8 protein-coding genes are annotated in these 12,539 nt (G+C 43.7%); 7 read left to right on the forward strand and 1 reads right to left on the reverse strand.

All coding sequences use genetic code 11. From position 1 onward, the window contains the following. The 5 genes from VM802_RS16765 to VM802_RS16785 form a co-directional block, all read left to right on the forward strand. Window positions 1-2,537 (forward strand): SusC/RagA family TonB-linked outer membrane protein (locus tag VM802_RS16765; protein WP_325532538.1); only part of this gene is annotated, 2,537 nt, incomplete at its 5' end. A 20-nt stretch (window positions 2,538-2,557) separates the two neighbouring features. Continuing rightward, the gene (locus VM802_RS16770; RefSeq protein ID WP_325532540.1) at window positions 2,558-4,378 is read left to right on the forward strand and encodes a SusD/RagB family nutrient-binding outer membrane lipoprotein; all 1,821 of its coding nucleotides are present in this window, start codon (window positions 2,558-2,560) and stop codon (window positions 4,376-4,378) included. Window positions 4,379-4,690: 312 nt separating this feature from the next. After that, window positions 4,691-5,167: a DUF6934 family protein gene (locus VM802_RS16775; protein ID WP_325532542.1), complete on the forward strand. Its 477-nt coding sequence runs from the start codon at window positions 4,691-4,693 to the stop codon at window positions 5,165-5,167. A gap of 611 nt (window positions 5,168-5,778) precedes the next feature. Further along, window positions 5,779-5,961, forward strand: a complete 183-nt coding sequence (locus tag VM802_RS16780; RefSeq protein WP_325532544.1) for a hypothetical protein — start codon at window positions 5,779-5,781, stop codon at window positions 5,959-5,961. A gap of 401 nt (window positions 5,962-6,362) precedes the next feature. Beyond that, window positions 6,363-9,038, forward strand: coding sequence for a glycoside hydrolase family 38 N-terminal domain-containing protein (locus VM802_RS16785; RefSeq protein ID WP_325532546.1), 2,676 nt, complete (start codon window positions 6,363-6,365; stop codon window positions 9,036-9,038). A gap of 155 nt (window positions 9,039-9,193) precedes the next feature. On the opposite strand, the gene VM802_RS16790 is transcribed toward VM802_RS16785, so the two are convergent. Continuing rightward, a complete protein-coding gene (locus tag VM802_RS16790) occupies window positions 9,194-9,625 on the reverse strand; it encodes a lipocalin-like domain-containing protein (RefSeq protein WP_325532548.1) in 432 nt (143 codons plus the stop codon). Between the two features lie 399 nt (window positions 9,626-10,024). On the opposite strand from VM802_RS16790, the gene VM802_RS16795 reads away from it, so the two are divergent. Both VM802_RS16795 and VM802_RS16800 read left to right on the forward strand, forming a co-directional pair. After that, window positions 10,025-10,993, forward strand: a complete 969-nt coding sequence (locus VM802_RS16795; protein ID WP_325532550.1) for a phytanoyl-CoA dioxygenase family protein — start codon at window positions 10,025-10,027, stop codon at window positions 10,991-10,993. Between the two features lie 126 nt (window positions 10,994-11,119). Then, window positions 11,120-12,274 carry a XylR family transcriptional regulator gene (locus tag VM802_RS16800; protein WP_325532552.1) on the forward strand — a complete coding sequence of 385 codons (1,155 nt, stop codon included), beginning with the start codon at window positions 11,120-11,122 and terminating at the stop codon, window positions 12,272-12,274. The last annotated feature ends 265 nt before the right edge of the window (window positions 12,275-12,539 follow it).

Here is a 12,539-nt window from a genome sequence, read left to right on the forward strand (position 1 = left end):
GTGGCGGTACGCCCTATTTCCGTGAAGGAAACTTCAAGCCGGATGGCACACAGGTTACTACTTCTTTCAGCTACGGTCCTAAGATGGATGGCAGCATGCATCCTGCTGTATTTGATCCGAAGAAGCAGGTGCCTTATTCTCCGCAATCCAACAACTGGAAATCATTTTTCCAGAATGGTAAATATATCAACAACAATATCTCCCTCAGCGGGGGCAGTGAATCAGTAACCTACCGTTTCTCTTATTCTAACCTGCGCAACGACGGTACATTACCTAATAACCGTGTAGACCGTAACAGCTTCGACTTCCGTACTACCGGAAGAATCAACAAAGTGTTTTCTGTGGAAGCCGGCGCCAGCTACGCGCTTACAGATGCATTGAATCCGTACGGACAAGGCCGTTACTGGTGGACTTCCGGCCAGAACCTGGGCTTCCTTACTTATTATTCCGTACCAAGGAATACAGATCTTCTCGACTGGAAGAATAACTACCGCAATGCAGATGGTTCTATGAAAGAGTATGGTTATGCGCAGTATGATAATGTGGTAAGACAGGCATTCAACCGCTTTGATAATGTGAATAACAAACGTTCTGAAAAGTCTTTGCTGGCAACGGTATTGCTGAAGGCGCAAGTCAACGACTGGCTGGATCTCAGTGCCAAGGCAAACTTCAATAACTACCGTATCTTCTTCGAAAATAAAGAGAAAGGCAGCGGTGCTTATGGCGCGGGTGGTTCCTATGGCGTAGGCGGTGAGTACAGCTCCGGATATAACTACCTGTTTATGGCGCATGCTGCCCGTAAGCTGAATAAAGACCTGGATCTGGATGTGAGAGTGGTGAATGAATATTACGGAGATGGTAAGCGCGAAACCTATGGCGCTTCTACTAAAGGTGGCCTGAGTGTACCTAATGTGTTTGTGTTATCCAATTCAATTGAGGACATCAGAGATAACAGGTATTATACATTCCGTCCGCCAAGCAATAAAGTGATTGCTGTGGGCGCTATTGCCAACCTGAGCTACAAGGATTACCTGAACCTGGAGCTGACAGGCCGTAACGACTGGTTGTCTTCTCTTACCTACCCTGACGGAGTTCCGGGTGCTAATAATTATTCTGTATTCTATCCTTCTGTGAATGTATCATGGGCTTTCTCTGATATGTGGAGAACAGCGATGCCGCAGTGGTTGTCTTTCGGTAAGCTGAGAGCATCACTGGCATGGGTGGGTAGCGGTACTGCCGCATTCAGTACCGGTTTCGGTGGTTACAAACAATCTGTGGTGGTGGATGCCAACGGGAATTCCGTGACTACATCGCAGCCGCTTAATTCCGATGTATTGCCTAACCTGAATCTGAAGCCTGAAATACAGCGCTCACTGGAATTGGGTACGAATCTGTCTTTCCTGAACGATTTGATTAACCTGGATGTGGCGTGGTATAAGACGAATACCTTCAACCAGATCTTTACGATCGATGGTATTCCTGAAACAGGTTACCGTAAGAAAAGGATCAATGCGGGTAATATCCAGAACCAGGGTATAGAAATATTGTTAAACGTAACGCCTATACGTAAGAAAGATCTCCGCCTGGATCTGTCGTTCAATTTTACCCGCAACAGGGGTAAGATCATCGAATTCTATCCTGGCAGGAAAGAGTATGAGCTGATGGGCAACTATGATGGCGCTGGCGTATTCGCCTATGAAGGCGGTGATTTTGGTGTGCTTACTGCCAACAGCAGCTATCGTGATTACGATGCCAAGACAGGATTCCCATTGATCAAGGTGGGTTCCAGGGCATCCAATACAGATCCTGAGAGGAAGTATGATTTCCAGGAGTATGCCTGGGTTAACAAACAGTTTAATGCAGATCATCCCAGAGAGAATATGGGCCGTGTAGAACCTAACTGGCTGGGTGGTTTCAATGCCAATCTCCGCTGGAAACAGTTCACGCTTTATACACAGCTGGATGGCCGCTTTGGTGGTCTGGCTTACTCAGAAGCCTATAACTATGGTATGGGCCGCGGAAGCCTGATTAATACCATGCAGTACCGCGACAAAGAGCATGGCGGTGTGGAGCGTACTGACTCTTACTCCGGTCAGAAAGTATTTGATGGCGCTGTACCTGATGCCGTTTTTGCAGCGGGTGAGAAAAGTCCTAAAACCGGTGAAGACATTGGTGGCATGACCTTCAAACAGGCATATGAAAAAGGACTGGTGGATTCATGGAAAGCCGCTTCTTACTATATCAACACCTACGGTTGGGGCGCATACTTCGACAACGGTTCTGTTACTAAAGTATCCTGGCTGATGCTGCGCGAAATATCACTGGGTTACCAGATTCCGCAACAGGTTATCCGCCGTATACACCTGAAGAACGCCAATATCCGTTTCACTGCGCGCAACATTGCGTACTTGTATAACGGTCTTACCGGTGGACAGAATCCTGAATCATTGCAGAGCAACAATCCGTTCAATCCTGTTATCACAGGTGCGGTTCCGTTCTCCCGCAACTACGCAGTAACCTTAAATATCAATCTCTAACAGTTTAAGCAGACATCAACATGAAGAACATATATAAAATAGCGTTAGGATTGCTGATAGTAGCAGGTTTCACACAGTCCTGCAAAAAGGACCTGCAAGAGATCAATACAGATCCTGATACATTGAATGATACGCGTCCTGAATTCCTGTTCACCAATGCTACACTTAGCTATACCTTGCCAGGCAGAGGCAGCCTGCTCAACAAATACAGTACCTCGCTGAGATACATGCAATACATTGTAGGTAACAGCGTGGATAAAGGCGACCTGGAATCACCGTACTGTGATCCCACCAAAACAGTGTTTCCCGATCCGGGAAGTGGCGGCGCGCTTTACAGCGATTTTTATAATACCACCGGGAGGGATTATCAGCGCATTATAAGTAAGATCAACACCCTCGACAATCAGAGCCTGAAAGCGGCTTATACCGACCTCGCAGCTATATGTCAGATTATGAGTGTGTATGATGCCTGGAAAGTGTCTGATGTATTTGGCGCTATGCCTTATTCTCAGTCTTTTAATGTGGTGAAATACCCGGTGCCTGATTACGATTTCAACTGGGACCTTTACCTGACTTTTGATAAACAGCTGAAAGCGGCTGTAGACGTACTGAAAGCGAAGACGCCCAACCAGGTTAAGATTGAAAAGCAGGATTTCTTTTACTGGGGAAAGACAGACAGCTGGATGAAATTCGCCAATACGCTTCGTATCAAAATCGCGCAGCGCTATGAAAAAAGAAATGCTGCTAACCTGCAGAACGTACTGAATGATATTGCCACCAACTACAGCGGCATGATCATCTCTTCCGGTACAGAATCTTTTGGTTATGATAACGTGAAAGACTGGAATAATAACATAGATGATATTGACGCAATCCAGAACGTGTATGTAGCTGCCTATCCGTTTGTAGAGTTCCTGAAATCAACTAAGGACCCGCGCCTTGCACTGATGGTGCGTCAGAACGACTGGGGTGATAACTACAAGCCATATGTGGATGTGAAAACAAAAGGTACTCCTGCGAGCCTTACAGACCTGAACAATCCAGCCGTGAACACTTCCCGCTACTGGGGCAAGCATGTATTTTCTGCCTCCGCCAGCAGCACCTATGGATGGACCGGGCAGGCTAAAGCCCATCAGTTTACGATCCAGAACGGAACTTCTACTGATACCAGAACACTCAGCTTTATTTCCCTGATACAGTCAAGGTTGTTCGTTAAGAACGGTGGTTTTAAACGAGATAACACTTCCCTGCATGATGATGAAACAGTAGTGGATGGAAGCACCATCAAAATGAGAACATCCCTGCTGAACTATGCAGAGACTTGTTTCATGATGGCAGAAATTGCCGCCAAAGGAGGCAACGGCCTGGGTAAATCAGCTGCGCAATGGTATAACGACGGCGTTACTGCTTCTTTCAATGATTACAAGCAAAGAGGCGTTTCACAAAACACACCTGGTGCGGATACTACCAAGCTTGGCGATTTCCTCACCCGTTATCCATACAGCGGTTTAGCCAGTGTATATTCGCAGGCGTGGGTGAATTTCCTTACAGAACCAGAAGAAGCCTGGGCTATGTGGAAACGTACCGGTTATCCACAGTTTGAACTATTCAATCCTGCCGGAGGAAACAAGATCGGTGATGGTTCCGGCGTAGCATATCTTGAAACACTGTACACCGGTTCACAGAACCTGCTGATTCCACGTAGGGCAGTGTTGCCAGTGACCTCTACAGAGATCAACGCTAACCTCGACAAAGCCGTACAGGCAATGCAGCAGAAAGATGCCGACTTTGGCGTCAACAGGCTGGATACGAGAGGGCGCATCTGGTGGGATATGAAATAACGAAGCGTTTTTGTCCTCAGCCTTTATATGGACGAGAAAAGGTTCGCACTTTGGTGCGGACCTTTTTCTTTTTAGTACAGTAACAACGAACTACCGAAGCCGATCCAGACGACAAAGAGATACAATTGCCCTGACTCCGTAGCGAGTGGCGGTAAGTTCAATTATGCCCGATAGATATTTGTGGTGCTTGAATAATCATACCAAGAAGAATATGCAAGGCATTGTTAGATTTTGACTGAATTAATTGTGTACTGATATTAAAATTTGCATCGCCGAGATTCGCATTTCCGATTTTTCAGATAACTTTAGAAGATGAATTCTACAGATCTTTATGATATAAAAGTTGATACTGAAATAAATTCAGACAGCAAAAAAGAACCCCTTAAATTAAAATTTTATTTCGAAAGTATTGGCTCCAAAAATGTAGTAAAGGCTATTGAATATTCGTGTTTGGGATTCAGTTTTTATAAAAAGCCTGTTTACAATTTAGGGTTTGGAGATTATGATCATTCAACAAACAATATACGTGACACTAGTATTAGTAACAATGGGGATGTTTATAAAGTATTTAATACGGTATTAAGTACTGCTCCTCTCTTTTTTGAACTGGTTTCTAATGGTTTGATTTTCGTCAAAGGAAGCGATAGTAATCCTAAGTATTTTAAAGATTGCATTACAACATGCCATAAAAAATGTACTGAGAAATGTAAAAATATAGATCGAAGGATTTCCATTTATAGGCGATTTATAAATAAACATTATACATATTTAAGTAATATATGTGTTTAAGGGAGGAACTTTAAATGAACTTGGCCATACACAAATTGAAAATTATGAGATCGGTAACGACTATGATGCCATTTTGGTATATAAGGAAATATGACTAAATTTGGACTATGGGAAAATCATCTTCAATTATCAGAATAAAAGCAAGAACTGTTAAGGAGTTAAGGACTAAAAAACTCCTTAATGAGGTTTCCATGCGTTTAAAGGGTAAGGAGCTTTTTCCTGAGAAAGTCGAAAACGCAAAAGACTTTTTTAGAAGACTACATGCTCACGGTTGCTAATTCTTTGTCTACAGCTACTGTATCGTTTATTATTTACTTATGAATTTGTTGTATCAGTGTTAGCCCAAAGAATAATATGGTAACGATATTTCACTCCAAGATGAGATTATCTCAATAACTTTATAAGGTTCAGAATATGAAATTCGTAGCGGGGCTATATCTTGGTCCTGTTCAAAAATAGTTAAAAACTGACCCGTAACAATGCCACGCTTTCCACCTGGCATGTTCATTTTTTCTTACCTCACATAAGGCCAGGTATGATTATGTTTCCCATTGCAGGATTACAGAAACTTCTGACCTGGTTAAAATTATGGTTTTTAAAACTATAGAGATATGGGATACATTAAGGAGCCGAAAGGTATTGATTTTGTGGTTGATCCTAAACCTTTGACGGAGAATGACAGAAAGATGATCAGTGAAACCATTGCCTACTATAGGGCAACTGGCCGTAAGAAACGTATTGCCGTTAGAAAACATACTGCCGGTACTGTTAAAAAGGAGAAGGTCAAACATTGATAAGATATACCCTATATAGTAGACGTTAGAGCGTTGAATAGAATATGTTTGTCCTTTGTGTTTTGACTGCAAGAAAGCAAGACTTTCTTGTACTTTAGCGTCAACAGGCTGGATACGAGAGACGCATCTGGTGAAATATGAAATAACGAAGCGTTTTTGTCCTCAGCCTTTATATGAGCGAGAAAAGGTTCGCACTTTGGTGCGGACCTTTTTATTTTTTGGGTACTGCAATTGAGAGACTACAGATCCGCTCTTCGATTATTTTTACTAATCAGTAGTGGCAAAGAAAGCACTGAAATAGAGCAAAATAGCGGTGGCGCGAAATAAATTGCACCTATATCTTTACGTTAGGCAGGTGTGAAAATGCTGATATAAATGTAACAACCAAATAAACCCTTATCATGAAAAGAACCCGATCCGTGTTCATATTGATGGCATGGTGCATGGCAACCTTGCATATTTCCGGTCAAACGTTGTCAGGGGGAAACAAGCCTGCGGGCAACACTCCTGTAAAAGAGATCATCGTCGTTTTCAAAACTCATTTTGACATTGGCTACACGCGTCGTGTGAAAGATATTGTACAATATTACCGCACGGAAATGATCGACAGGGCACTTAAAGCTATGGATGCTTCGTTGTCTATGCCGGCAGATCAACAGTTCAAATGGACTTGCCCTGGCTGGGTGATGTCAAAGGTGATGGAACCCTGGCCCGGACAGACTGAAGAGCGGCGGAAGAAACTGGACGTAGCCTTCCGTAGTGGAAGGTTTATCACCCATGCTATGCCTTTTACAGTTGAAACGGATGTGTGTGAACCAGAAGTGCTGACACGGGGCCTGGGGTTTGCTTCCAGGCTTTCCAGGGAATATCATTTGCCGCTGCCACAATCGGCAAAGGTGACAGATATGCCTTCCCATTCACGTGAACTTGCTACTGTGTTGGGTAACGCTGGTGTGAAATTTTTACATATAGGGTGCAACTGGCCCAGCGGTTTTGTACAAACACCTGGGCTATTCTGGTGGGAAGGACCCGATGGCTCCCGCGTGCTGACATTCTATTCAAGTGTATACGGTACTGCTACAGGGCTTGGCTTTCCTCATGCCTGGGGAAAAGGAGAACATTTTGTAGGGCATGGATTATTGCCTCCGGCTGACTGGCCCTATCCAGTATGGCCGGCAATTTTTGTAACCATGGATAACAGTGGACCTCCCAGTGAAAAAGACGTGAAAGCATTGTTTGATGAGGCGCATGAAAAACTACCGGGCGTGAAAGTAAAAGTAGGCACGATGGACGATTTTGTCAACGCTATACTTGCCGGACATCCCAAGTTGCCTGTTGTTAAGGGAGAAATGCCGGATACCTGGGTGCACGGGATGATGTGCGATCCCGGGGGCTCGAAATTATCGCGTGAAGCCGCGCCTATGGCAACAACGGGTGAAGTGCTCAATACACAATTGAAGATATGGGGCCTGCCTGCTCCTGCTGTTGCTGATTCTGTTACGAGAGCTTATGAACTGATGGCACTATATGCCGAACACACCTGGGGAGGCGCTGCATCCGTTAAGCAATATGGGGATGCATTTAAAGAACTCCCTCCGGCTAAATATGCCGACCTGGAAGCTTCATGGGAAGATAAAACTGACTATATCCGTGGTGCATGGAATATTACCAATCACCTGAAGGCAGACAATCTCGCGTGGCTTGCACGGACTGTAAAATGCCCCTCAAACAGCGTTATTGTTTACAACCCTCTGCCCTGGCAGCGAAGCGGCACGGTAGATGTTAAAGGTCAACAAGTATTGGTGAGCAACGTTCCGGCAAGCGGATATGTTGTGGTTCCTCTGCCGGACAAAGATGTGGCACGGCCATCTGCAAACAGTTCCATCGAAAATCAATATTATAAAATAACGTTTGATACTAACAAAGGAGCTATATCATCGCTGATCGACAAAAAAACGGGTCACGACTGGGCGGCGAGTGTGACAGAACATCAGACCGGTCAATATTGTAATGAGCGGTTCACACTTGAACAAACGGAGCGCTTTACAGAATCCTACCAGCAAAAGCGCGCCTGGAAGTTTCATGGAGCGAATGGTGAATGGTTGCATCCAGGCATGCACAAACCTGGTATGGTATCGGAAAAAATAGTACCCTACAGCATGACGTCGCCTTCTGGCGGAAAACTGATTGTTAATACCAGTGCATTGCAGCAAACTGCCACCCTGGATATGCCATCGGATCCGATAAAGCATCTGCCAGCGTCGCGGTTGACGGTAACGCTGACAACAGGCCAGCCGTATATAGATCTCGAATTAACTATCCTGGACAAAGCAAAAGATAATTGGCCAGAGGCTGACTGGCTGGCACTTCCATTCAATATCAAAGACCCTGTTTTTAAAGTGTATCGTCCGCTGGGAATAATGAACCCTGCTACAGATATACTCAGGGGTGCAAACAAACACTTGTATACTGTAGGACAAGGCGTCACACTCACGGATGCAGCAGGAAGGGGGATAGCTGTTTGTCCGCTTGATCACCCACTGATCAGCCTGGATACACCTGGTTGCTGGAAGTTCTCCCTCGACTTCATACCCAGGAAACCTATTGTATTCATCAATCTATACAACAACCAGTGGAATACAAATTACCGGTATTGGTATGCAGGTACCTGGAGTTCCCGTGTAAGGCTGTGGACATTTAACAATCATGCAGGCGAGGCTGAAAAGATGACCATCCCTGCTTTGGAGGCACGTTATCCACTTCTGGCTGTGACCCCAGAGAACAGTAGCGGCAAACTGCCTGAAAAACAGACCGGACTAGAGCTGTCGCGCAAAGGAATAGTGGTAACCGCCTTTGGAGAAGATCCGGATGGGAATAAAGGTACCTTACTGCGTTTTTGGGAAATGGCCGGGAATACCGGTAAAGTGGTGGTTACACTACCGGGGCATCAGTATTTCTCCAAAGCCACTCCGGTAAACCTCCGTGGTGAGATTGCGGGTAAACCGGTAGTTGTTGTCAATGGAAAGTTTACATGTAATGTCAAAGGCTTCAGTCCGATGAGCTTTATCCTGGAATGAACGCGCATCGAGGATGACTGTGAACGATAATGATCACAGAAGGGACAAGTCTTCAGAGGAAAGGCTTGTCCCTTTTTCTTAGACGAGATACAAGCAATTATAAATTGCGTGCACTGTAATCAGATTTGCGGTGAGAAATCAGAGAAAGCAGATTATTATTTCTCGCGGGTATAGCTAAGTTCCATGCCACCATTCCCCAATAGGATGAGTGTGGAGTCAGTGACCTGTTTTACAATAGTGGTGTCAATACCTGGTCCTGCCGCCTTTACGCCTGTAGTGTGATTCCACATGATCAGCGTATCGCCTTTTAATTCCCATTTTTCATAAATAAGTGTGTGCATGTTAATTGAAGTGGCTGTTCCGTCTGAGTTTAATTGAATCCCTTGTTTATCAGGCTCCTGGCCGGGGATTGGCTGAACCCATTTTCCTATTAATTTATCACCAGGTGCAGGCTTCTCTACTGTTGCTGAGGTTGCCGGGTTAGTTTTGGTTGAATCCTCCTGTTGTTTTTGCCCATCATTACTATTACATGCCACTAAGGATGATATACATGTAATTGCTGCTAAGATTGATGTTTGTGCTTTCATAATTTTCAGTTTTAATTAACCTGACAACAAATTTATTGAAAGAGCATTCCTGAAAATACAATTCAGCGATGTCAGCTCCATAAGAGCGACATGTATATGTATTAGTTTGTTGTTTGGATGCGAATAAAATAGAGTTTAATTATATTTTATATTGGTCAAAAAAGAATCGATATTGGTCAAGATAGAACTGATATTTTGTGGTGCAGGGCGCCATCGGCGCCTTAGCAGAAGATACTTGCGACATTCGCAAAATGTATGGTTTTATTCGCAAAATGAAATAAAGTAAACGGTATCGGTGGGTTAAATTGCTAATACAATCAAATTTCTGGCTATAAGATCGACAAATTCCCAGCATAGCACTGATAAAATTTATTGCAGCAATTTAAACAGTTAAGTAGTATGAAAGACTTAGCATCACCATCGTCATCCGACTTTGCAAATTATAGCATGCCGGTTTCTGATTTATTCCACCAGCCATCCACTGCAGCGGAGTGGGCTCAATATGTGCTTACTGAGGAGCAAATCATATCTTTCCAGAATGATGGTTTTGTCTCAGGTATCCGGATATTGAGCGAGGAGCAGATAGGCATACTGAATAGTGAACTGGTAAAGTTACAGGCCGCTGGTAACGAGGAAAAGAAGTTATTCTACCACTATGAGAGTAATGAATCAGAAGATCCGGGCCAGGTACTTTTTCATGCAATTGGCGGCTGGAGAGTAACCCCTGGGTTTCATGACCTTATCTGGTCGCCTGCCTATCGCATGGCAGCCTATCAATTGCTGGGAGGAGCGTTCCGGCTTTTTCATGATCAGTTATTTTGTAAGCCGGCAAAGCATGGGGGCGTAGTAGCGTGGCACCAGGATTTTTCTTACTGGACATTCACGAAGCCCATGCACCATCTTACATGCTGGATAGGGCTGGACGATGCTACCAAAGAAAATGGATGTTTATATTATGTACCTGGCAGCCATAAGTGGGGACTATTGCCAATAACGGGGCTGACTGGAGATATGGATGCAGTAACACAAGTGTTAACTGTTGAGCAGAATGATGTCTTCAGGAATAAAGTTGCAAATGAATTGCCAAAAGGTTATGCGAGTTTCCATCATCCTCTGACCATGCACGGATCTTATGCGAATTATTCTGAAAGGCCAAGGAGAGCAGTGGTGATTAACGCAATGGCCTCAGATACGCTTGGGAATACCGCCCGTTATGAAAGGGCGGATGCCTTACATAATTTTCCTGTCATGGAGCAGGATAAGGTACTGAACAGCAAATTTTTCCCACTCTTATTTGAGGGCGATAGGGAGCTGGGATCGTTGCATGTACCCAAAGTGGATTGGGAACTTTTATATGATATGAAATAATTTACCGGGTATTTTTTCTTGCAAAAACAGAAAGACGTTTTTGCATCCCCCCGGAAGCCTTAAGAAATCTCTCCAAAAGTTAGTATTTTACAGAAATTCTTTCATAAAAGAAACAAGCACGCAAAGGTGAAGAAGAAGCTGAGAGTAGCAGTACTGGTGGATGTATCCCGGGCATATGACCGGGATATATTAACGGGTGTTACCCATTTTAATAAAATCCATGACAAGTTTATTTTCTTTTCCTTTTCTCCAAAATATATTCAGGATAATAGTCAGGCTACATTAGTTGAGCGGGTAATTGCCTGGAAGCCTGACGGAATTTTAACCAGAGAGATTGACGGATTTGAGCAATTGCTCGATCTGGATATTCCGCTTATTATATCCCCTCACACCGGTTTATATAAAGACAGAATAAACTTATGGGGGCCTAACAGAACGTTGGGGGAAATGGCCGCTGAGTATTTTATTTCAAAGGGCTATAGAAATTATGCATTTTTAGGATTTAAGAATTTTCAATGGTCTTCTGAGAGACAAGCAGGATATGTTGAGCGACTTAATAATGCCGGTTATAAGGTACATACACATATTTTTGATAACAGAAGCCTGTTATGGGAGCATCTACCGGGAAAGCTGACTGAATGGTTACCCTCGCTGGAGAAACCTTGCGCTGTTTTCTCGGTGACAGATGAATTGAATATTCACCTGCTGGATGCAGCGAAGGGATTGGGAGTTAAAGTACCTGATGATTTGTCAATACTGGGTGTTGATAATGATGCGATCATCTGCGATATGGCCAGCCCGGCACTTTCAAGTATCGAACATTATGCAACACAGGCAGGTTTTCAGGTAGCAATGGCCTTAAGCAGATGGATAGAGTATGGTGAAAAACCAGGTGGTGATATTATCACAGAAGGAGCAACGGTGATCACGCGAAATTCTACCAGCAGTTTGGCGATAGATGATGAACAGGTTCGCATTGCTCTTCATTATATTGCCAATACGGCTCCTTCCAAAGAATTATCTGTTGACGATGTAGTTAAAGTAACTACCGTGTCGCGCCGCAGACTTGAGAAAAAGTTCCAGCAATTGATTAGAAGTTCTATTCTGGATGAAATAAAAAAGGCAAGAATCCAGCGGATTAAATTCCTGCTGGAAAATTCTGATCTTACTATTCAGCAAGTAGCCGCTGAAATGAACTTTAATAACTCCGATAATATTACAAGATACTTCAAACAGTATATGGGGATGAATCCAAGGGATTATCGCAACCAATTCAAATAAGGAAGTATTATCATACTATCCCCGGCTCCATAGGCTGTTCGTAAAATGACGGCTTTTATTCGTATAATGACATATGTCAGGGCATTTGCGTTACATAATTTGCTGTAAATTTTATTTCACGTTTATCACTCCTTTTTTTCACGTTAAAATGAAGAATTGCTGATGAATCAATTTGTCAGACGATGCTATATGCTCATTATATATTCTGCTTTATTTGCAGTTTCCGGTACGCTGTGATCTTTTTTAATGGAGGAGCTGTGGATAC

This window comes from Chitinophaga sp. (genome assembly GCF_035538455.1).
In the GTDB taxonomy this organism is placed as follows: Bacteria; Bacteroidota; Bacteroidia; order Chitinophagales; family Chitinophagaceae; genus Chitinophaga.

Excerpts from the sequence above, each read along its gene's own strand:
- VM802_RS16770 (WP_325532540.1), top strand. The coding sequence starts at position 2,558 with ATGAAGAACATATATAAAATAGCGTTAGGATTGCTGATAGTAGCAGGT.
- VM802_RS16775 (WP_325532542.1), top strand. The coding sequence starts at position 4,691 with ATGAATTCTACAGATCTTTATGATATAAAAGTTGATACTGAAATAAAT.
- VM802_RS16780 (WP_325532544.1), top strand. The coding sequence starts at position 5,779 with ATGGGATACATTAAGGAGCCGAAAGGTATTGATTTTGTGGTTGATCCT.
- VM802_RS16785 (WP_325532546.1), top strand. The coding sequence starts at position 6,363 with ATGAAAAGAACCCGATCCGTGTTCATATTGATGGCATGGTGCATGGCA.
- VM802_RS16790 (WP_325532548.1), bottom strand. The coding sequence starts at position 9,625 with ATGAAAGCACAAACATCAATCTTAGCAGCAATTACATGTATATCATCC.
- VM802_RS16795 (WP_325532550.1), top strand. The coding sequence starts at position 10,025 with ATGAAAGACTTAGCATCACCATCGTCATCCGACTTTGCAAATTATAGC.